The organism is Polaribacter sp. NJDZ03 (assembly GCF_019263805.1).
Classification (GTDB): domain Bacteria; phylum Bacteroidota; class Bacteroidia; order Flavobacteriales; family Flavobacteriaceae; genus Polaribacter.
Map to the genome: position 1 here is coordinate 1,872,167 of NZ_CP079195.1, position 22,834 is coordinate 1,895,000.

General features: G+C 30.2%; 14 protein-coding genes, 2 rRNA genes and 1 riboswitch (1 of these 17 only partly in view). Of the genes, 2 read left to right on the forward strand and 14 right to left on the reverse strand.

Annotated features, from left to right (window positions below):
- Positions 1 to 168 precede the first annotated feature (168 nt).
- Positions 169 to 292: riboswitch (SAM riboswitch) on the reverse strand.
- 421 nt (positions 293 to 713) lie between these two features.
- Entirely contained in the window at positions 714 to 1,970 is a 1,257-nt protein-coding gene (gene metK, locus KV700_RS08060; RefSeq protein ID WP_218599734.1) for a methionine adenosyltransferase, read from the forward strand.
- A 186-nt stretch (positions 1,971 to 2,156) separates the two neighbouring features.
- Here metK and KV700_RS08065 read toward each other — a convergent pair whose 3' ends face one another.
- The 12 genes from KV700_RS08065 to KV700_RS08120 all read right to left on the reverse strand — a co-directional run bounded on the left by KV700_RS08065 (position 2,157) and on the right by KV700_RS08120 (position 21,206).
- Positions 2,157 to 2,921 carry an SDR family NAD(P)-dependent oxidoreductase gene (locus KV700_RS08065; RefSeq protein WP_166386901.1) on the reverse strand — a complete coding sequence of 255 codons (765 nt, stop codon included), beginning with the start codon at positions 2,919 to 2,921 and terminating at the stop codon, positions 2,157 to 2,159.
- A gap of 36 nt (positions 2,922 to 2,957) precedes the next feature.
- Positions 2,958 to 4,259: an MFS transporter gene (locus KV700_RS08070; RefSeq protein WP_166386899.1), complete on the reverse strand. Its 1,302-nt coding sequence runs from the start codon at positions 4,257 to 4,259 to the stop codon at positions 2,958 to 2,960.
- A 155-nt stretch (positions 4,260 to 4,414) separates the two neighbouring features.
- Positions 4,415 to 5,119: a FadR/GntR family transcriptional regulator gene (locus tag KV700_RS08075; RefSeq protein WP_166386897.1), complete on the reverse strand. Its 705-nt coding sequence runs from the start codon at positions 5,117 to 5,119 to the stop codon at positions 4,415 to 4,417.
- A gap of 222 nt (positions 5,120 to 5,341) precedes the next feature.
- Positions 5,342 to 6,220: a PKD domain-containing protein gene (locus KV700_RS08080; RefSeq protein ID WP_218599735.1), complete on the reverse strand. Its 879-nt coding sequence runs from the start codon at positions 6,218 to 6,220 to the stop codon at positions 5,342 to 5,344.
- Between the two features lie 21 nt (positions 6,221 to 6,241).
- Positions 6,242 to 7,708: a RagB/SusD family nutrient uptake outer membrane protein gene (locus KV700_RS08085; protein ID WP_218599736.1), complete on the reverse strand. Its 1,467-nt coding sequence runs from the start codon at positions 7,706 to 7,708 to the stop codon at positions 6,242 to 6,244.
- Positions 7,709 to 7,737: 29 nt separating this feature from the next.
- On the reverse strand, positions 7,738 to 10,815 hold the full coding sequence (locus KV700_RS08090) for a TonB-dependent receptor (protein ID WP_166386890.1): 3,078 nt from the start codon (positions 10,813 to 10,815) through the stop codon (positions 7,738 to 7,740).
- Between the two features lie 375 nt (positions 10,816 to 11,190).
- Positions 11,191 to 11,562, reverse strand: a complete 372-nt coding sequence (locus KV700_RS08095; RefSeq protein WP_166386888.1) for a cupin domain-containing protein — start codon at positions 11,560 to 11,562, stop codon at positions 11,191 to 11,193.
- A 26-nt stretch (positions 11,563 to 11,588) separates the two neighbouring features.
- Entirely contained in the window at positions 11,589 to 13,847 is a 2,259-nt protein-coding gene (locus KV700_RS08100) for an alginate lyase family protein (RefSeq protein ID WP_218599737.1), read from the reverse strand.
- A gap of 45 nt (positions 13,848 to 13,892) precedes the next feature.
- Complete coding sequence (locus tag KV700_RS08105) at positions 13,893 to 14,918, reverse strand: polysaccharide lyase family 7 protein (RefSeq protein ID WP_218599738.1); 1,026 nt, start codon at positions 14,916 to 14,918, stop codon at positions 13,893 to 13,895.
- A gap of 23 nt (positions 14,919 to 14,941) precedes the next feature.
- Positions 14,942 to 17,248, reverse strand: a complete 2,307-nt coding sequence (locus tag KV700_RS08110) for a chondroitinase-B domain-containing protein (RefSeq protein ID WP_218599739.1) — start codon at positions 17,246 to 17,248, stop codon at positions 14,942 to 14,944.
- Positions 17,249 to 17,261: 13 nt separating this feature from the next.
- Complete coding sequence (locus KV700_RS08115; protein ID WP_240914626.1) at positions 17,262 to 18,170, reverse strand: polysaccharide lyase family 7 protein; 909 nt, start codon at positions 18,168 to 18,170, stop codon at positions 17,262 to 17,264.
- 654 nt (positions 18,171 to 18,824) lie between these two features.
- Positions 18,825 to 21,206, reverse strand: coding sequence for a polysaccharide lyase 6 family protein (locus KV700_RS08120; RefSeq protein WP_166386878.1), 2,382 nt, complete (start codon positions 21,204 to 21,206; stop codon positions 18,825 to 18,827).
- Positions 21,207 to 22,011: 805 nt separating this feature from the next.
- Between KV700_RS08120 and KV700_RS08125 the strand changes: the two genes are divergently transcribed.
- The gene (locus KV700_RS08125) at positions 22,012 to 22,245 is read left to right on the forward strand and encodes a hypothetical protein (RefSeq protein ID WP_218599740.1); all 234 of its coding nucleotides are present in this window, start codon (positions 22,012 to 22,014) and stop codon (positions 22,243 to 22,245) included.
- 233 nt (positions 22,246 to 22,478) lie between these two features.
- Here the strand turns inward: KV700_RS08125 and rrf are convergent.
- Positions 22,479 to 22,588 (reverse strand): 5S ribosomal RNA (gene rrf, locus KV700_RS08130).
- Between the two features lie 108 nt (positions 22,589 to 22,696).
- Positions 22,697 to 22,834 (reverse strand): 23S ribosomal RNA (locus KV700_RS08135); it runs 2,746 nt beyond the window's last position.

The window sequence follows — 22,834 nt, forward strand, 5'->3', positions numbered from 1 at the left end:
TTTAGGTTCCTGTTTTCACAGGAATGACATTTTCAAAAGATACAAAATATAAAATATTTTGAACCAATTTGAGATTAAACCAAAAGTCGAATGCATCAAAAATTTGATGTACTTACTAGAAAAATGTTATTAAGAATTTTACAAATACACGGAAGTGTACTTGTTTATGGGTTATCTATCCAATTTCTGATAAATGAATCTGAAATTAAGTAGAATTTAGCACCTTCTTTTCCTCACGAAAAGGGTTGCTAAGGTTTCAACGGGTCTTTCCCTCCACCTTTCTTGATAACATTTCGATAAGTTATTGAACTTTCTGAATGCAAATATATGTTTAGAAAAATTTAATAACCAAGAAAAAACCAATTTATTTTTTAGAAATATAAATATCACATTAAAACCCCTTGTTTAATAAGTATCAAACAAATAACAAACAATGAAGTTTGTTTTATTGATGATACCATAATGAAATATTATGCTTAAAAATTATGTTATTAGAATTTAAGCTGTAACTTTGCAAAGAATTTTAGAGGAAAAATTTGAACTGATTGCAACCTCTGACGCTGATATTTATATCTGCTGAAACAAAAAATGCTAAAGCAGTAATATTCTACTACTTTTAGCGACTCATGCAATCTCTTTTTATTTTTCTTGATTTCCAATAGGAAGAACACGTTTAAAAAAAAATCAATTTTTAATATTAAAAAAGATTTATTATGTCATATTTATTTACCTCAGAAAGTGTTTCTGAAGGACACCCAGACAAAATTGCCGATCAAATTTCTGATGCTTTAATCGATAACTTTTTAGCATTCGACAAATCTAGTAAAGTTGCTTGCGAGACCATGGTAACAACCGGTCAAGTATTTTTAGCAGGAGAAGTAAAATCTAAAACGTATTTAGATGTACAGAAAATTGCTAGAGATGTAATTAACAAAATTGGGTATACAAAAGGTGCCTATATGTTTGATGGAAACTCTTGTGGAGTTTTATCTGCAATCCACGAACAATCTCCAGATATTAACCAAGGTGTTGATAGATCAAACCCAGAAGAACAAGGTGCAGGAGACCAAGGAATGATGTTTGGTTATGCTACTGATGAAACGGAAAACTATATGCCTTTAGCATTAGAATTATCTCATAGATTGTTAATTGAATTAGCAGCTTTACGTAGAGAAAATAAAGACATTCCTTATTTACGTCCGGATGCTAAGAGTCAAGTAACTATTGAGTATTCTGATGATAATGTACCACAAAGAATAGATGCTATTGTAATTTCTACTCAGCATGATGATTTTGACAAGTCTGATGACGTAATGTTGGATAAAATCAAGAAAGATATTGTTGAAATTTTAATTCCTAGAGTTGTTGCAAAATTACCTGCGCATCTTCAGAAATTATTTACAGACAATATTACCTATCACATTAACCCAACAGGTGTTTTTGTAATTGGTGGACCTCACGGTGATACTGGTTTAACTGGTAGAAAAATTATTGTTGACACGTACGGAGGAAAAGGAGCTCATGGTGGTGGTGCTTTCTCTGGAAAAGATCCTTCTAAAGTTGATAGATCTGGAGCATATGCTACAAGACATATTGCTAAAAATTTAGTTGCTGCCGGACTTTGTAAAGAAGTTTTGGTACAAGTTTCTTATGCAATTGGTGTTGCAAAACCAACAAGTATAAATGTTGAAACGTATGGCACAGCTACTGTTGATTTAACTGATGGAGAAATCAGTAAAAAAGTAGAGTCTCTTTTTGATATGCGTCCTTATTTTATAGAAAAACGTTTAAAATTAAGAAGCCCTATTTATTCTGAAACTGCTGCTTATGGTCACATGGGTAGAACTCCAGAAGTTAAGACTGTTACATTTACAAACCCAATGGGAGAAACTACTTCTGAAGAAGTTGAAACTTTTACTTGGGAAAAATTAGATTACGTAGACACTATTAAAGAAGCTTTTAAGTTGTAAAAACTTCTATATTATAATTAAAAAAAGCCTTTAGAATTTATTTTCTAAAGGCTTTTTTTATGTTTAACTAGTTAGAAGTGAAAGCCTACTTTAATCAACTATAATAAAACTAATAATTTTAAAAAAGAAAAACCGTTTTGTAAAAATTACTAAACGGTTTTTAATAGCTATAAATAAAACCTTCACTTAGATACCTAATGCTTGTCCACCACCAATTTGAATAGTTTCTGCTGTAATAAAAGCAGCTTCTTTACTTGCTAAAAAAGCAACAACACCAGCAACATCTTCTGGTTGACCTAATCTTCCTAACATAATATTATTTGCCCAAGAAGCAAAAACTTCTGGCTTAGTAGATTTTATTTGAGCGTGGAAAGGAGTATCAATTGTACCCGGAGATACTGCGTTTACTCTAATTCCGTATTCTGCTAAATCTTTTGCTAATGCTCTAGTAATTGCATGAACTCCTGCTTTAGATGTACCGTAGATACCAGCTCCTGGTCCACCTGCATTCCAAGCAGCGTTAGAAGTATAGTTAATAATTGAAGCATTTTCACTTTTCTTTAAAAAAGGAATTGCTGCTCTAGATGCAAAAAATGCAGAATCAAGGTTTAAAGCCATTACAAATCTGTAAAATTCTGTTGTCATTTCTTCAAATCTAGATCTTCCACCTAAACCACCTGCATTGTTTACAAGTACATCTATCTTACCATACTTTTCACCAATTTTGGTGATGTTTGCTGTTACCTCATCTTCTTTAGTAACATCAAAACCGTAATACTCTGCAGTAATACCTTCTGTCGTTAATTCTTTAAGTCTTTCTGCACCAGCTTTATCATCGATACCGTTTAAAATTACAGTGTACCCATCTTTCCCTAATCTTTTTGCAACTGCAAAACCAATTCCACCTGTAGCTCCTGTAATTATGGCTACTTTTTCTTCTAATTTACTCATTTTATATAGTTTTAATATAATTCGTTATTATTATTCTTAATTTTTTGATTTTAATGGCTCTATTTTGGGTATTAATACCCAAACAGCTGTTAATGCAATTATAGCTAATGTTCCACCTATTAAAAATGCAGGTGTATAATTACCTCCAGTAGTTACAAATGTTACTAAAAGAGTAAGTCCAGCTGCACCAAGTTTAGCAGCCATACCCGCAAATCCTGAAAGTGTACCAACAATTTTCCCACTATAAAGATCACTAGGAATCGTTTGTATATTTCCGATTGCTACTTGAAATCCGAAAAGTAAAACGGCCATAATAATTACTGCATTAAATGCAGATCCAGGTGCTTTTAATAAGAAGAAGCAAGGAATCATAATTAAACAACCTAAAGTTATAGTCATTTTTCTCGTCTTATCTACAGACCATCCTGCTGTAAGTCTATTTTTGGCAAGTAATCCTCCAAATATTGCTCCAACCATAGCTCCAACATAAGGTACCCAAGCAGAAAATGCAATTTCTTTAATGTTTAGACCAAAAACTTCTGACAGATAAATTGGAATCCAAACAATAAAAAGCCACCAGATAGGATCAATTGCAGCAGATGCAATTATTACTCCCCAACTCTCTTTACGTTTTAATAGTTCTCCTGTGGTAGGAGTATATCCTTCATCATAATTTCCATCTCCATCAATATCTTGATTTTCTTGTCCAGATAGAATATACTTTCTTTCATCTTCTGACAACCAAGGGTGAGATTTTGGGTCTGACTTTACAATAAACAACCAAGGCAACAACCATAAAAAACCAAGTACTGCAACAACAATAAATATCGCTTTCCAATCATAATAAGCAGATAATAAACCAATAACTGGATAAGCTACAATACCTCCAATAGCTGCCCCTGAATTAAAAATTCCCTGAGCTAATGCTCGCTCTTTAGTTGGAAACCATTCTGCATTCGCTTTTGCTGCACCGGGCCAATTTCCGGCTTCTGCAATTCCTAGTATAGACCTAAAGATTGAGAAACTTAACATTCCTTGTGCAAAAGCATGTAAAGCAGTAGCAATAGACCAAACTCCAATAGAAAGGGCAAAACCTATTCTAGTTCCCATCCAGTCAAAAATCTTACCAAAAAGGGCTTGCCCTCCTGCATATGATAGTATAAAGACAGTAGATATTGTACCGTATATAGCCTTGTGGCCATCTTTATCCATCTCTGGAAATAAATCATTTGCAATATCAGGCCAAAGAGCACCAAAAGCTTGCCTATCAATATAATTTATAACTGCTGCCAAAGCAACAAGACCTACAACCCACCAGCGTAATCCTTTTATTTTCATGTTTAATTATTTTAAGATTAATACCTCTTTACATCTGGTTTACCAAATTGGTAAACCAAAATTAACGCTTTTATACTAAAATCCTACTATTTAATCATTTATCTTTAAATAAATATTTAAACAGCTAGTTTACAAACCCTTAATAATAAATGAATCTAATCTATATTATAGCAATAACTGTAAAGTTCTTTAAAATGTTCCTTCATTTTTTGTTTTGCTAATTGCGGATTTTTCTCTTTAATAGCATCAAAAATAGCTTGATGATCACTGATACCTCTTTGTGCTAAACCTGCATCACATACATGATGTTTCTTAAAATTAGTAATAATCTCTGGAGTAATAATTAGCATAAATGTATTCATTGTACTATTACCACTTGCTTTTGCAATTGCTAAATGAAATAACAAATCTTCTTGTACAGCTTCTTCACCTTCTAATACTTTATTCTTATACGCTAAAAGTGCTTCACTTAAATTTAGTAAATCATCATCAGTTCTTCTTAACGCTGCTAATCTTGCCGTTTTTAATTCTAATAATATTCTAGTTTCAACAAGAGATTTAAAATCTGGCTCGTCTAATCTTATTATATCTTCAATCATTCCATTTAAAGCAGTAACACCAATATCGGCTACAAAAGTTCCGCTTTGTGGTCTAGACTTTAATAATCCATAAAATTCTAAACGATGTATTGCCTCTCTTACGTTACTTCTACTTACTTTAAATTTTTCTGAAAGCATTCTCTCAGAGGGTAACTTATCTCCAGGCTCTAAATTTTTGTAATTAATCAAATCCTTAATACCTATAATTATTAGGTTTTGAACCTTTTGATTTTCATTTTTAGTAAGCACTTCTAATTTCATATTCTCGATTTTAACTCAAAACTGGTTAACCAGCTTGATAGTATAAATATATAAAAACTAATTGTTTTACCAAATTAAAATATTACACTTCTAATTGGTATTCGTTAACTTTTATACGAATTAAGTTTCTATCGTTGAATTATTAAAATAGACATAAATTTAGTGCCATTAAAAATTTACACACATTATTAAAAAACATCAATAATGTGTGCAACTTTTTAATTATTCTGGTTTTACAGCTGCATTATCTAAATAAGAATCTTTTGTGTTTCCATCATGATCAAATAAGATAGAAATATCTGTATTTGCTCCGGTTTCAAAACTTACTGTAATCGTATTAAAATTTCCTTTTCCATCATTTATAGTGCCAGATTCTTGACCTAAAAGTGTTGCTGATGCAAATTCACTAAAGTTAGACAACTGACCATCAATTACACTTGCTCTAATTGCATCTCCATCTGCTTGTAAAGCATAACGAACTGTTAAAGCATATTTAGTGTTTGGCGAAACAGAAAATGCTTGATATGTAACTCTGTTATCTCCATTTCCTGAAGGGTATTTTACTCCTCTTGTATCACTTTCTCCATCACTAGTTGTTTTATGGATTGCTGCTCCACTTAATCTCCAACAATCTCTACTATCTCCAGTACCACAAACCTCTGCAATATCTTCAAAATCTGCTCCAGAAATTTCTGGTGTAATTGCAACAACTACTAATGGTTTAATAACTGTAATTTCTTGAGAAGACGTACTCATAACTTCTAAACCATCTTTTGCCGTTAAAGTAACTGTATAAGTACCTTCTCCTGCAAATGTATGCGCTGGTTCTATTTCTGTTGATGTATCACCGTCTCCAAAAGCCCAAGAATAAGTTGTTGAACTTTGTGACTGATTAGAAAAGGTATAGTCTTTCCATTCTTCATCTGGTCCTACTCCTTGTGTAAAAGAAAAACTAGATTGTGGTGCTGTTAAATCTGCTATTGAACCTGTTTCTGGTAAAGTATTGTCTTCACAAGAGAACATTATTCCTAAAGAAATTAGTAATGCTAATATTCCTAGTTTAGAAATATTGTTTTCTATATTTTTTATTATTTGTTTCATAATACTTATCTATTAATTAGATTAATAACCTGGGTTTTGCTTTAATAAACTCTCTCCGTTTACTTCTGGACTTAAACCTATTTCTATCTGAGGAATTGGTAATAAAAGATCGTTAGAACTAAAGCTTCCACCTGTAGCTGATGCAAAATCACTTAAAACAGTTTGTGCTGCTCCCATTCTTACTAAATCGAAAAATCTATGGTTTTCAAAAGCCAATTCAACTCTTCTTTCATCTAATAATTCTTGTTTACTAATACTACCAGTACCATCTGTTGCTATTAAATCTGAACCCGTAAAACCAGCTCTACTTCTTATTTGATTAAATGATGTAATTGCTGTTGTACTAGTTGTAGATGCACTGTTTGCTAAAATAGCTTCTACATGCATTAATAAAACATCTGCATATCTTAAAACAATCCAATCATTACCTGCAGATGTAGGATCTGGAGATGTAACAGGGATTTCTAAATCTACATCTCCATTAGGTAAATATTTTACTACCTGGTATTGTGTAGGTTGCTCTACATCTTGTCTATAAGATAATGCTGTTCTATTACCTCCTAAAGCATCTAAAACGGTTCTTGCATCTTCTGTTACATAATTTACACCACTTCCTCTACCTACAGAGTTTAACCATTCTGCAGAAAAATTTTGACTATCGTCATTTACTCCCGGTAAAAAACCAATAGCAAATATTGTTTCTTTGTTTCCTTCGTTATAAAAGATGTCTTTAAAGTTAGATTCTAAACCAAACCCTCTAGATGGATTCATAATTGACTCTAATAATACTTGTGCTTCTCCATATCTACCTAATGTTAAAAACACTTTTGCCAACAACCCTTCGGCACCTGCTTTAGACGCTCTGTCTTTATAAGTATCATCTAAATTAGAAATGGCAGTTTGTAAATCACTTACAATTAAATCATAAGTAATACTACTAGCTACTCTTGTAAAAGAGGTTGTTTTGTCTAAGGGTGCAATTACTTTATCTATTAATGGAACGTCTCCAAATAAACGCACTAAATTAAAATATGCGTAAGCTCTTACAAATTTTGCTTCTGCTTCAAACTGTGCACTTTTACTTCCTGCAGTTTCTAAATTAGCTAAAACTAAATTAGCTCTATAAATTACATTGTAATAACTTCTGTAATAATCTGCAACAATACCGTTGGTAGAAGCGATCGTATAAAACTCAAACTGAGCTGCTTCTCCTTCTTGACTTTTAGTTCTTGTATTATCACTACGCATTTCTGTTACATAGAATTCTACCTGAATTGCATGGTTTAAACCAGAATCTGTATCTTTTGAAGCATTAAAACCTTGTATACCATCATACATGTTTACAACAGCACTTTCTACTTCTGCTTCTGTTGTAAAAAAAGTTTCTGAACTAATACCTGTTGTTAAGTCTGGTGTTAAGAAAGTATCTTCACAAGAAGAAACAAACACCGCTATTACTAGTAAAATTAAAATTTTAATTTGTTTCATAATATTTTCTATTTTTAAATTCATTTTTCTTAAAATTCTAAATTTAATCCTAAAGTTACTGTACTGTATACTGGAGAACCTGCTCTTTGATACCCATAAGTAGTAGCAGAAGTATTGTCTACCGATTCTGGATTAAAACCTGTATAATCACTAGCTGTTAAATACATTAAGTTTTGACCAGAAAGGTAAACTCTTAATTTAGACATTTTAAGTTTCTCTAAAACTTGGTTATTAAACGTATAACCAACATTTACATTTCTTAATGCTAAGTAAGATGCATCTTGAATAATATCACTTGTAAATATTTTTTCTTTGATAAACTCTTGATTCGGAGTACTAGAAATAAAATCTTGACCACTGTTAAAGTGATTAAAAATATATTGATCTCCCATGTTTCTAATTTCTGCTCCATGACTTGCTTGAAACATAAAACTTAAATCTACAGCACCAATTTTAAATTCATTTGTTAAACTCCAAACAAAATCTGGATACGGATTTCCTAATATTGTTTTATCATCATCATCAATTAAACCATCACCGTTTAAATCTTTTACATACACATCTTGCGATTCTGCATTAATTGGATGAAAAGGGTTACTAAGAAATTCTCTTGGAATGTCTCTTTCTACAACCCATCCATAGAAAGATGATATTGGGTTTCCTTCTAAATTAATCCACTCAGAAGCTCTTTTAGAGTCAATATTCTGAATTTGCCCATTAGAATCTGCAAAATTATTTAGATTATTTTTATTTTTAGATCCAATAAAAGTAGTAGACCACTTAAAGTTTTCTTTTGTTATATTTCTTGTTCTAAGTTCTATTTCTATACCACTGTTTTCTACCTCACCTAAATTTACTAAGGCATTTGTAAAACCTGTTGTAGAAGATATTGGGTTGTACAATAATAATTGATCTGATGTTCTAGAGTAATAATCTACAGAACCAGAAACAATATTGTTAAACAAACCAAACTCTAAACCTGGGTTAATTTCTACTTGTCTTTCCCATTTTAAATCTGGGTTTGCAATATTAAGTGGGTTTACAACTAAAGCAGAGTTTCCGCCAGAAACACCCGTTGTAGTATTATCTAAAATAGCTAAATAAGGATAGTTATCTACAACACGATTTCCTGTTCTAAAATCATTATTACCTGTAACACCATAACTCATTCTTAATTTTAATCTATTTACAACTTTACTGTTTTTTAAGAAATCTTCTTTATGAATATTCCAACCACCAGATAAAGCTACAAAGTTTCCATATTTATTGTTAGGTCCAAAAACAGAACTACCATCTCTTCTATAACTTGCAGAAGCTAAATATTTATCATCATAAGCATAATTTACTCTTGTAAAGAATGATAACAATGTGTTTTCATAATCATATTGATTTCTATCTGTAATACTCTCTGCAGCATTAATGTATTGTTTAGAATCATCTGCAAAAATAGACCCTTGTACACTTTCGAACTCTAATTTAGTTTGCTCTGCAGTAACACCTAGAACGGCACCAATTGTATGGTTTCCCAAATCTTTACTGTATGATAAAATATTATCTACAACAATATGATATGATTTTTGCATTGTACTATCTAACCTAGATGCACTTGCACCATTTCTACTAGATAATACTCCTTGATATCTAGATGTTCTTGTTCTTGAATAATCTCCAGAAACTGACGTTCTTAAACTTAAATCTTCATTAATTTTATAGTTAGCATATAAACTTCCAAAAAGCTTTAATTTAAAATCTCTTCTATCTCTTTCTAATATTTTAGCGGCTGGGTTTGTATTAGATGTATTACTAATATCTGTACCACTACCTGTACTTGGTGTTCCTGCATCTAAATCATAATCATCAAACATACGTTGTTGCGCATAATCTCCAATTTTAGCATCTTTATATTTTCCGCTATCTCTAAATCTATTTACAAACTTAATATTGTCTGCTGTTAAGTAAACAGGTAACCAAGAGGGTTGTCTTAAAATATCGTGTGTAGAACCATCAAACCTTCTTCTTTCATTAAAAGAAGGATTAAAACGTGCTCCAATAGATAATTTCTTATTTACCTTATATTCTAATTTACCATTAAAACTATATTTTTTATAGTCATCAGTTAAAAGAACTCCTTCATCATGTAAATAATTAATCGCTGCACTAAACTTTAGTTTTTCATTACCACCACGTACACTAAATGCATGATTTGTAATTGCACCTCCATCAAATATAACATCTTGCCAATCTGTTTGGTCTCCTAATAATTGTTTATACTTTGTTTTATCTGTTAAACCATAAGTATAATTTAATTCATCTAATGCACTTTGAGCAACAGTACCATTGTAAGCACTACTTTTTCTAGCAGTCTTATACCCTGTAAAAGTACCATAAGAGTATTTTGTTTTTCCAGATTTACCACTTTTAGTCGTAATCATAATTACACCATTACCACCTCTAGAACCGTAAATTGCTCCAGATGCTGCATCTTTTAACACTTCAAAAGACTCAACATCATTCATATCCATAGATCCTAAAAAATCAGAATCTACCACAATACCATCTACAACTACTAATGGACCAGAGTTACCTGTAATAGAACCTGTTCCTCTAATTCTAATTGTTGGTGCAGAACCAGCCTCTCCTTCTGTTGCCTGAATATTAACACCAGAAACTTGCCCAACCAAAGCATCATCTACTCTTGCTACTGCAATTTGATCTAATTTTTCATTTTTAACTTTAGAAATAGCTCCTGTTAAGTGACTTTTTCTTTGCGTACCATAACCAACAACTACAATTTCGTCTAACACACTAGCGTCTTCTGTTAATGAAGCATTGATTACTTTTTGATTTGTGAAAGTAATTTTTTTTGATGTAAACCCTAAGTAAGAAAATTCTAATACTTGACCAGGTTTTACTTTTACTTGGTAATTACCATCAAAATCGGTACTTGTTCCTGTTGCTGTCCCAACAATAATAATGTTGGCACCTAAAATAGGTTCACCATCTGTCTTGGAGGTAACATTTCCTTTTACTGTAACACTTTCTTGCGCATAATTGGTTACACTTAAAAGAAGCATTGCAATAAATACTAACTTAATTTTTAAGTTCATAGTTAATTGTTTTGAATTGTTTTGAATTAATCTGTTAACTGAAATATTTAATTTTAGAGATATCTAATAGAACTTCTTTAAGGCTAAATACTGCTATACTTAAAACTTAAAGGTTAATTGCTCTACAGAATCCCTAAAACAAATAGTTTCATTTTGTAAAGCCAAACTGGTTAACCAAATTGGTTTACCAAAGATATGTTTTTTTTTGAATAAAAAAAATAGTTTGGTAATTATTTCATAAAACACTCTATTACAATGCTAAAGGCACAACTTTTAAACATACTATTCCATGTAAAGCTTACGTAAAAATGTAAACAAGACTTTATTCATCAGATAAAAAAAACTTTTCAACCTCTCTTAATGACTTGCTTTTTACTACTTATCTCCAAAGTAAGATACTTCTCCTCCACTTAAGAAATCTTCTCTTACTGGGCTAAATGTATCAATTAACTGCCCTTCTTCTAAACAAATTGCACTATGCAATAAATTAGGTTCAATGTATACTCCATCTCCTGCTTCTACAATTTGCTTTTCTCCATTTATTTCAAATTCAAATTTACCAGACACACAATATGTAGCTTGTGTATGAAAATGTTGATGTGGTGCACCTAATGCCCCTTTCTCAAATTTTACGCTCACCATCATTATTTGATTATCGTAACCTAAAAACTTTCTTGATACTCCTCCACCAAGTTCTTCCCATTTTAATTCTTTTGCAATGACATATTTTTCACTGAATCTATTCATTTTTTCCATTTTATTTTATGATTAGTTTATTTGAAATAATAAGAACCAGACCACTCATAATTCTTATTGTTAATTTTTATTTTATGTTTTGTTTCTTTAGAAGCATTTGTATTTGCTGTTATAAACAACTTAGTAACACCTTTTAAATTACGTACTGAAACCGCAGTATAAGCATCAGTATCTAAAACTACTTTTAATTCTTTTATATTACTTTTTGAATTTGTGGCAGACTCTGAAACAGGACTATAACTACCATGTGTTTCTATACTAGAAACAAAAATTGTGTTTTTGGTGTTTTTTCTCCTAACCATTAACGCTGCTTCTCTTCTTAAATTAAATTCTGGGTCATTAGCACCAATTCTTGTAAAAAGCAATTCATCTGCTTTATTAGTAACAGATGTTAACGTATAGAATTTACCTTTATTTAACCAAGATAATTTACTATTCTCTTCTAAAACTTTTGCTGTACCTTCTAGATATAAATGTTGATATCCGTTTTTAGAACCTAAAGGTTTTAAGGTTGTTGGTATTTTATACTCAAAATTTGTATTTAATACTTGCCCTAAGAAATAATACGGAAAATCGTACTGATTCGCTTTATTAGAAACTATTTTCATAATATCTAAAACATAAGGTTTTTCAAAATCTTCGTCTTTAATAATTGCCATAGTACGTAACATCGTTGTTCCAGGATACGCGTTCGTTTCTTTTGCACTTACAACTTTAATGTTTTTACTTTCTGATGAAAAATAATGAAGTACAGAATGATGCTGACTTCCTATTTCATACTTCGCGTTAAAATGAGAGGTTTCATTTTGGGTAACAGTATTATGAGCAATTGTTTGTTTTGCCCAAGTTTTGTTTTCCTTCAAATAATTTCCACCACCTTTTTGTTCGATATTTACAAAACGAGCTAAACCATAATCTTGAATTACTTCTTCTCCTTTTTCATATAATGAATATGACAACTTATCATAATGACCATGACTAGAACCTTGTGCTGCATATTTAAAAACAAGCTCTATATCTTCATTTCTTAAAATACCAACACCACCTTGTGTACCATCTGGTCCATCAGATAAATTAATAGATTTTTTTTCGAATGCCTTTGCTTTACCTTCCTTTATACCAAGCGCTACTGCTAAACCAGAATCATCTAATAAAACACGGTCTTGGTCTTTAGCAATACTTAATAAACCTGGGTTTTTATCACCAAAATGATACGAAATATCTACTGCTGTTACCAGTGCACTTGTATAATAAGACATTCCTTTTTGCCCATCGTTTAAAGGGAAGAAATCTCCATTTGCATCAGATAAATTCAATAATGCATTAATAGATTTTAGCAAAACACCTTCTTTGTATTCAAATATTTTTAATGCTGGTTTTACATTATGTAATCCTTCAGCAAAAATTAAAAAAGGATACATTGCATAACGTTGATAATATGGCCCTTCATTATAATAACCATCTGGCGAAAAAGGTTCTTCTATATTGGCTAAAAATCCAGCTTTACCATCTTTATTTAAAAAGCCTCCATCGTCATCTTTTTCTTCAGAATTTAATTTTAAATCTTTAATTCCGTATAAAGCTCTGTCTATTAATTCTTGATCATCCATAACCAAACCAATCATACCAACAGCTGCATTTCCCCACGTACTGTGGTTATGAACTCTTTGGTAAAACTGCGGATTACCAATAGAAATATAATCTGCAAATGGTTTAAATAAATTAGTTTCTAACTTAGTACGTTCTTCTTCAGATAAATAATTATAAATACAATCGTACGCTTGACTTACATAAACCAACCAATTAGAATCGTTTAAACATTGCCAAAACAACTTACCTCTTGCGTATGATCTAGTTTTAGGGTGAATGGGTAATGTTTTATACATTGCCTCATATTGCATTAACATGTCTTTTACATATTTCGCGTATTTTTCATCATCTAAAATCTGATATAAAACTCCTGCCTTTTGTAAAACAACCATATTACGTTTATGACGTACATGTGTATAACCACCAGAATAATCTTTTGGAATTGGCGTATCGATTCCTAAGGCAATTTCTGCGTCTATTTCTTCTTTAACTTTAGCTAAAGTTTTATCAAAAATTGGAACAGAACCCAAAGAAGCTCTAATTTTTTCTACTCCATTTTTTGTTAAAATTAATTTTGGATGTTGATTGGAATCACTAATAGAATTAGCTGTTTTTTCTTGAATATTCTCTTTACAAGAGAATGTTAAAACTAGTAATAAGAGAGATAATTTATTTATGAATTTCATAAAATAATAATTTTAATTTAATTATAAAATGTTGAAATAGAAATATTAAAGTTCTTTTTCTGGTGCTGTACTTTTACCAACAGTTGCTTCTTTAAACCAAACCTCTGCATAACTTCCGTTTGCATATTGTTTTGTTATATCTCCACCATAGATTTCAGATTTTGTAGATTTTCCGTTTGCTTGATTGTACGCACCTTGTTTAAAATAATTTACCTCACCAGCATACGCAATTTCTCTTTCTACACTTACAGCTCTTTTAGATGCATACATATCTATAACTTGTTGTGGAATTTTAGATTTTGTTGCAAAATCTGATTTCAACAAACTTTTTGTAAATGTTTTAGTGTCATGTCCGTCGCTTTTAAAAGTTAAATACATAATACCTTTGTGTACGTTTACTTCATAGCTAAATGTTTCTCCTAACTCAATTCCGTCTTTTGGTTCTGCAGGATTAGTAGTTGCGTCTTTACCAACAACCGAAAAATCGTAACCCCAAACTGCTGTAGAAAAATCCCATCTACCAGAATTATCTCCTTCTGTATTAATTTCATAATTCCAAAAAACCGAACCTTTTGTATGCCCAGGAAATTTTTTATAGAAGATTTTTAAAGGCTCATTCTCATGACCTTCATCACTATGAATTTGCCCAACAACAACTGCATAAGAAGACGCAACATTTGCATTTCCTGTAGTAGAAACATGTTGTACTTTTAATGTTCCTGTTAATTTACCTCCTGTTTCTGGAATCCAATGTGCTTTTTCACCCAATTCTGTTCTTGTGTTACTAGATGTTCTAGAAGTAATACCAGAATTAGGAGTTTTATAAACTACCCAATTTGTTTCTTCTTCAGTTGCTACATAAAAGAAATTATCTTTTTGGTAGTTAGTTAAACTATCTACATAAGTTCCATCTCCTAAAAGAATTTTCCATTTGTCCATAAACGGAATAATAGCACTTGGAAATTTGGTTTCTATTGCCTTTTTAGTGGCTGAATTTGTATTTTCTTTAGATGCATCTTTACAAGAGAATAAAGTAAAAAGTGCAACTATTATAAGTATCGATTTATTCATTTTTTGAATTTTATTTTTAATAATTAATACATTAACTTCATTACTAAATTCTCTTCAGTTTTTATTTTCCCTGAATTAACCAAAGTATTTTTGGACGCTGTATTATTTTTTGCTCCCCATAAAATAGATACAAACTGAACTTTGTTATTTTTAAAAGTATTGTTTGTAATATTTACATTTACAATTCCTCTATGATTTAATAACATTTTATTTTTCTCTTTAGAGCCAGAGTTTGTAAATGTGCTATTCGAAACTAAAAGGTTTCCACCAATTGTAGATTCATCATAACCACCTCTATAATAGTCTATAACGTTTTGTTTTACATTATTAAAAGTACAGTTATCTACCGTTAAATATTCTGTATTATAATCTCCTCTATCGTTTATTTCTTCAGAAAGTTCTATTCCGTTTTCACAATTAGAAATTGTAGAATTTTTAAAAGTTACCTCTTCTGCAAATGTTTGTTTGTAAGCTTTTAATACATAATTAAAATTACTAATATGAGAACCTGAAACAGTTAACCCAAAATGATTAGACATGTTTTTGTTTAGGTTTGCAAAAGCGTGGTTTTTGCCGTTTCCAGAAAGCGTTATATTTTTAATATTTAAAAGGCCATAAGGATTCAGTTCAAACAATGGTGAATCATCTAAACCACTATAAGTAATTTTAGCTTTTTCACTTTCTTTAGATTGAATTGTAATTGTTTTATTAATTATTAAAGATTTTGAAATAGCATAAGTTCCTTCTTTCAATTCTAAAACTGCACCATTTTCTGCTTCTTTAAGTTTTGCTATTAATTCGCTAGAATTATTTACCGCATAAACTTTTGCTTCTTTAGCTTCTACAACATTAGAATACCAATCTGCACCATATTTAGTTTTATCTAAAATTGATGGATCTTTAAATTCGCCTTGAACTGTTGCTCCAATAGAATTTGCTTTTTTTCTAGAATTACCAAAAAGATCTTCTGTTATGGTATTAAAACCAAAACCAGTATAAATATCTAAATCGCTTTTTAATTTAGGTAAGTAAACCTGCTCTCCTACTTTGGTTAATTCGAAACTTGTAGCTTTTATTCTTTTAGAGTCTGCATAATCCACTCCTTGGTTGTTAATAATATTATCTTTAAATTTTACACCGTCTGCTTTATCATGTTCTATAATAGGATTTTTATCTCCTTCTTTATTATAAATTACATTATTTGCAACTACTGTTCTTAGCGCTCTTGCAGAACGTATTTCCGATTTTGGTAACACTGCAGCTTGTGCAATATTTGTACCTACACCAAATTGCCAAGGAGATTTACAGTTTATATATGTGTTGTATGCAACTACAACATCTGTAACTTGGTTATATCTATTTAATGGTGATTTAGGTATACCATTCATAACTGCTAACGGACTTCTAAAGTTTTCGCCAATAATATTGTAGAAGTAATTATTGATAATAGTATGCCCTGTATTTACAATTCTAATGCCCCCAAATTGTTTATTTTCTCCATCACCAATAAAATAATTCCCATCAATTGTGGCATAATTTCCATGACGTGTAACAACAGATCCTTCACTTTTATAAAAGACATTATTTTTAATTAAATTGAAATTTGTTTTACTAGAAATAATTTCAACTTCACCGTTACATTCTTCAAATAAGTTGTTTGCAATGGTTGTATTACTTGGCGACATAGAAGTAAAACTACTACCTAATTGAATAGTTTCTCCTCTTGCACCACCTTTTCTAGGTCTTGGTCCAAAATGATTATTTACAATTTGATGATAATTTCTAATACTTTGGTTTCCTTTTAAATCTACTCTAACCGTTGGCCCACCATTTGTTTTTCCTGCAATATAACAGTTTGCTAATTTATTGTGTGTACCATAAAACTGAACCCAAAGATCGTCTTTATCTCTTTGTAACTGGTTGTAATCTAGAATTACACAATTAGTTACGCTACTGTAATTTGCTACTGTATCATTATTAATTTTAAATGCTATTGCATCTTTAGTTGGTGTATATCCGTTTCTAAAAAACAAACCACTTACTTCTAAATAGTTTCCACCAATTCTTAAGTTAGATACTCCTTCAATAAAAACTTTACCTACTGTTTCTGCCCTTAAACTTATTGGACTTTCTTTGGTTCCTTCACCATAAAATTTAATTTCTATGTCTTTATAAATTCCTTCTTTTAATACAATATCATCTCCTGCTTTTGCATTTTCGATAGCCTCTTTAAGTTCTATATTGTTACTTACTAAAATACTGTTTGTAACTTTTTCATTACAAGAAATTAGTGTTAAAAATAAACTGATAGTTAAAAATAATTTATTCATAATAATTTTGAATTTAATGTGATACTGATAAAGAGTAATATTTTAATTTAGAAAATGCACCCGCATTTGTTGTTGTTAAGTAATTGCCTGCTTTGTAATAATTTTCGAAAGGCCATTTATCTAAACTTAGATCTTCATAAATATAAGGCGTTTCATTGTTTAATTGTAATTCTATTTTTCCTTTTGTAGCTGTAATTCTAAACTCAAACTCATTAAACCCAACAGTTCCCATATTGTATTTTTCATCTGTCCAAGTATCGCTAGAAACATCTAACAAATCATCGCCAGAAGTACTTTCATTTTTTAAAGACTTCTTATATACCCACAAGTCGCCATCTATCCAAGTCATTTTAATTAATGGTGGCCCATTGTTTGACGAAAAACCATGCTTTTTCATGTCATCAATAGAAATAATTCCATGAATTTGCATAACAATTACTCTGTGATATTCTCTAGAAGAAGAATTGTCTTTAGAGATTTCTAATATTTTAAGTTTACCTTTTAAAGTCCCACCGGTATCTAAAGTCCAATTTACTTTAGAGTCTGTTGGCTTAATTAATTCTCTTAATTCTGTTCTAGAATATGAACTATTTGCTGTAGATGTTTTTGGAAATGTGTAAAACACAATTGACGCATGCGAAGTATCATCATACATATATGGTTTTACTGCATCTATATTTCTGTAGCCTCCGTTTATTAAAACGTTGGGTTTATATTCATCCGGACTTCCGTTACCATCCGCATCTACAGGCAAGGTTACTTTCCAGTTTGTAAAATCTATATCTGCATAAGTTATAGAATTTGTTTCATCTTTATCAATTATAACCTCTGGCTCTAATAGTGTGCTTTCTTTAGTATTACAAGAAATAAAAGAAAAGAAGCATAATACCATTAAATATAAAACTATATTTTTTAAAATCATATACATTAAAATAAACTGGTAAACCAAATTGGTTTACCAAATATATGTACTTAATTTGATTTTAAAAAATTTAGATTGATAAACTTAAACCAGCAGTAAATTAATAAATGGTTTATTTTTTCTTTTTAACCTGTTGACACCTAATTATAAGTGTCTTTTTAATAAATATGGAGTTTGTATATTTTGATAAATAAAATGACTTTATCAGTAGCTATATTTTTTATTTCTATTGAATAACTTCCAAGATTATCAAAATAAATTGTTTCTGATACAGCTATCCACTTGCCTCTAAACAACCGTAGATTTACAGTTTTTAACATTTTTTCTTTTTTTGTTACAGTGTATCTCAATTCTAGTTTATCTAAACTAAATTTTATTAAAGTTAAAGAAATCATAGCGATAGAAGTGTCCAAAATACAAACTGACTTAATTCTATGTCAAAAATTTCATCAATATGATTACCAAAAGCAGTATGATTACAACCTGGAGTTTCAATAATATTTCTATTTGGTAGTGCAAAAATGGCATTTATAAACTCCTACGCATTACCAGATCCATCAGCATTTAAAACCGTTTGACTAAAAGAAAGTTATGCAACTAATAGAAATATTAATTTAAGATAAAAATATTTATTCATGTTGATAAAATCCTAAATTATAATTTTAAACCTATGGTATCAATCGTATTATTTTTCTTTAATAATTCAGACTTATCACTCGGAATAAAAAGAACATTATCTTTCCATTTAGGATTTTTGTAAATAATATTACTCTTTGTAGCTCTTTTATTTACTTCAACAAAACCACTGTTATGTATTAAACAGTTAGATATAAAATTATGGGACCCAACTAAGCTTACAGGTGTTTTTACTTTATAATTGTTTTCAAAAACAGAGTTTAAAATTTCAACTTTATAAATTCCATCTGCTTTTATAATTTTTCCTTTTTCTTGATTATATACTTTATTAAAAATGCAATTTTTAATCAATAAATTTCCTCCAGGAATCTCTGAACTAGGTGTTTTTCTAATATAATTTACTGCAGCTTCTTCTATATTTAAAAAAACAGAATTATCTAAAATAATAGTATTAGCATTATATATGCCCATTAAATCTTTATCATAAGAAAGATTTAAACCCCTATAATTATTTTCGAATCTTGAGTTTATAAAACTCAAAGTATCTGCTTTAGTACCATTATAGGCTTTAAAAACACTACCTCCATTGGTATTTGTAAAATTCTGAAAAACAATATGGTCTGCAAATAAATTATAAAGTCCTTTTTCTTGTTTATCCGGAGAAACAATAGCATACTTTAAATTGCTATTTTCTCCGTCTAAAGTAATATGACTTATATTTAAAGTAACACCTTCATTTATTCTGAAGAGGTAATCTATTGGCTTTTCTAAATCGTTTTTTGCTTTAATAATAGTCGTCCCTTTTTTTGTCCCGATAATGGTAATATTTTTAGATACTTTAATTTTCTTTTCTAAGAAATATGTTCCGTCTTTTAAATATAAGATAGAACCAGTTGATGCCTTTTCGATTACTTTTCTTAAAGTTTCTATACCTGGTTCCACACTAATTTCTATAGCTTTAACAATTGGTAAAACTATTTTTGGTGTCCACCCAGTACCTGCCCTTAACTTTAAAGCTTTAGGTAATTTTTTAGAATCTAAATTAAAAGCACCGGCATTAAATAGTTCTCTTATAGCATTAGTAATGTCTTTATCATAACTTTTATCGTTTTTAGTAACCTGTAACAAATCACTATTATTTACAGAGGGAATTGAAAGGGAACCTATTTTATTCCAATCTATTTTTGTTGTATTAAAACCTTGTAAAACTTGAGCTGTAGAAGCATCTATATAGTTATTATTAAAAGTAATTCCCTTTACACTATCAACAAACAAAATATTACGCCCCAACTTAGTACTGTATATTAAATTATTAGAAAAATTAGTATTAATGGGAGCTAATGTTCTTTCAGCATCCATTCCTGCACCAAAAGAAATTGGACCAGAATTAATAATGGTATTATTCTGAATATCTACATTTTTAACTTGTTCATATCTATTTAAAGGAGAATCTGGTACACCATTCATAACAACAATAGGGCCTCTATAACCATCACCTTCTAGACCTACAAATAGGTTATTTCTAATAATATGATTAGAATTTATAACTCTAATACCTCCTGTTTTAGAAACACCATTTCCTAAAAAAACATTTCTCTCTACCAAAGCATTATCACCATGTCTTAAAGTTAAAGCTCCCTTGCTACCAATAAATAAATTGTCTCTATAAATGTTATCACCAGATTTGTTTGAAATAATTTCTATTTCTCCATTACAACTTTCAAAAACATTTTTTTCTACTAATGTTTTAGAAGATTTTTTAGAATTGGTACTCGTACCAATTCTAATTGTTTCACCACCATTTGTACCTAATTCCTCTCTAGAACCAAATAAATTATGATCAATTCTATGATTATTTTCTATGTGTTCTTCTCCTTTTAACCAAACTACCAACGTAGTTCCAGGGCTCGTTTTACCAGTAAAATTATTGTGATCTACTCTGTTATTTTTACCCCAAAGATCTACCCAATGATCTTTTATACCAGTATCTACCCTAAAATATGAAATTGTAGAATTTGTAAAACGACAATGATTAGCAAATGTATTTGAATCTTTTTTAAACTGCACAACCGATTTAAAAGAAGAATGACCATCTTTAAACCATAGACCACTTACAATTATATACTCACCATAAATATTTAATGTAGAATTACCATTAATTATAACTTTACCAGCAGTTTCAGCTTTAATATTTATAACATTATTAGCGGTTCCTTTTCCATAAGCATTCAGTTCAACATCAGTCCAAATACCATTTTTAAGAATAATAGCAGTACCAGGTTTAACAGTCTTAATAGCATTATTATACTCAGTAATGTTTGATACTAAAATATCTTGCGCATTACTTTTAAAACAAATAAAAATTAAAACAGTAAAAAATATTGAAGCTATTTTCTTCATAAATAAAAAATAAGATAAGTGCAAGTTAATTGGTTAACCAATTTAGTAAACCAAATATACGTTTTTATATTAAATATAAAGCATCTTAATAACGGGTACTATTTAACAAAACATATTAAAACATTAATACAAAAATAATTATGGCGTGCCCATGCAAAAAAAAGCATGGTCAGGCTATCCATTACAAGTCCTCGTTCGTACCTCACTGTGGGCTTTTCACTACTATCCTTCACGCAAAAAAATACAACTAAAAAATTAACACAAAGTAGGAGAATCCTTTACACCTGTTAGAATATCATTATAGCTCTTGTTTTTACTTGTATTTCATAAATTTATTGAATAAATCAACTTAAGCCCATAAAAGAGAAAATTTTATCAGACTAAACTTATTTCAACATCACAACATAATTAAATACAATCCTTTAAAAAATTTAAATAAAACCAGATTACTAAAGATAACAATGATTAAGTAAGGTTAGTCATCATTTCTAAAAAGTCAATCGAAATTAGCACATTATACACCACTTTATAATTTCTACATTTTACGGAGAAATCACATAATAATGTAAAATATTGTGTAATCAAGCATATGAGATTTCTACTTCAGTATAAATAACCAATTAGTTGGTTTTATCTAATACATAGATTACAAAAAAATTACCATGATTTCAATTTATAACAAAAAAAACAATTCAAAATAATTATCTGAATATTAAATAAATTTAGATAGACAAAATAGCATCAACACAAAAAGTTGTGGAGTAAAATAAAAAGGAAGAACTTTGACTTTTAAATTACTTCTATTTTGGATACTTCAATTGAGCTTATTAAATTATTACTACCAGAAATACTTGTTAACTATTTTAAACTTACCAAACACGAAGTTAAAAATGAAGAACTCCATTTCTATTTCACTGAGTTAAACACAATTCCTGAAGAATTTAAAACACTTAAATTAAGCTCTAAAGGATTTTTTCCAGAAGCCACTATTCAAGATTTTACCTGCCATCGAAATGACAATTTAAATAGTCTTATCTAATACACAGAATAAAAAAAAGACTGTGCTTTCAGTTTAGCAGAAAAAAAACTCAATTCCAAAGAATTAAGGTAAACCTATAATAAATTAAGATCGATAAAAAATAAATATTTCCGCAAGGCTAGTGCTCGTTTGTAACGAGTACCGTCACAGATGATCCGTTTTCACACAGTTTGCCATTCACCTTTGAGTTTAGCACAAAAAAAAACCTCAATTCGTAAGAATTGAGGTTTAAAGAAAGGCGGCGACCTACTCTCCCACATAAATGCAGTACCATCGGCGCGATTGGGCTTAACTTCTCTGTTCGAGATGGGAAGAGGTGAGCCCCAATGCTATAACCACCCTAAAATTTTCAGTTGAATTGCTTCAACTGTATAAGTTGACATATGGTAAAATAATATCGTTTTTTTCGTAATAAATAAAGAGGTTCTGCTCCCGCCTTTCGGCGGGAAGCGTACATAAGTCTATGGGTTATTAGTATCACTTGGCTATGACATTACTGCCTTTACACCTATGACCTATCAACGTTGTAATCTCCAACGACCCTTTAAAGAAATCTCATCTTGTGGTGGGTTTCGCGCTTATATGCTTT

What these genes read in the sequence shown, in the direction of transcription:
- KV700_RS08065 (WP_166386901.1), bottom strand. Translation starts at nt 2,921, where the DNA reads ATGAGTAAATTAGAAGAAAAAGTAGCCATAATTACAGGAGCTACAGGT.
- KV700_RS08115 (WP_240914626.1), bottom strand. Translation starts at nt 18,170, where the DNA reads ATGATTTTAAAAAATATAGTTTTATATTTAATGGTATTATGCTTCTTT.
- KV700_RS08095 (WP_166386888.1), bottom strand. Translation starts at nt 11,562, where the DNA reads ATGAATAGATTCAGTGAAAAATATGTCATTGCAAAAGAATTAAAATGG.
- KV700_RS08120 (WP_166386878.1), bottom strand. Translation starts at nt 21,206, where the DNA reads ATGAAGAAAATAGCTTCAATATTTTTTACTGTTTTAATTTTTATTTGT.
- KV700_RS08110 (WP_218599739.1), bottom strand. Translation starts at nt 17,248, where the DNA reads ATGAATAAATTATTTTTAACTATCAGTTTATTTTTAACACTAATTTCT.
- KV700_RS08100 (WP_218599737.1), bottom strand. Translation starts at nt 13,847, where the DNA reads ATGAAATTCATAAATAAATTATCTCTCTTATTACTAGTTTTAACATTC.
- metK (WP_218599734.1), top strand. Translation starts at nt 714, where the DNA reads ATGTCATATTTATTTACCTCAGAAAGTGTTTCTGAAGGACACCCAGAC.
- KV700_RS08105 (WP_218599738.1), bottom strand. Translation starts at nt 14,918, where the DNA reads ATGAATAAATCGATACTTATAATAGTTGCACTTTTTACTTTATTCTCT.
- KV700_RS08080 (WP_218599735.1), bottom strand. Translation starts at nt 6,220, where the DNA reads ATGAAACAAATAATAAAAAATATAGAAAACAATATTTCTAAACTAGGA.
- KV700_RS08085 (WP_218599736.1), bottom strand. Translation starts at nt 7,708, where the DNA reads ATGAAACAAATTAAAATTTTAATTTTACTAGTAATAGCGGTGTTTGTT.
- KV700_RS08075 (WP_166386897.1), bottom strand. Translation starts at nt 5,119, where the DNA reads ATGAAATTAGAAGTGCTTACTAAAAATGAAAATCAAAAGGTTCAAAAC.
- KV700_RS08090 (WP_166386890.1), bottom strand. Translation starts at nt 10,815, where the DNA reads ATGAACTTAAAAATTAAGTTAGTATTTATTGCAATGCTTCTTTTAAGT.
- KV700_RS08070 (WP_166386899.1), bottom strand. Translation starts at nt 4,259, where the DNA reads ATGAAAATAAAAGGATTACGCTGGTGGGTTGTAGGTCTTGTTGCTTTG.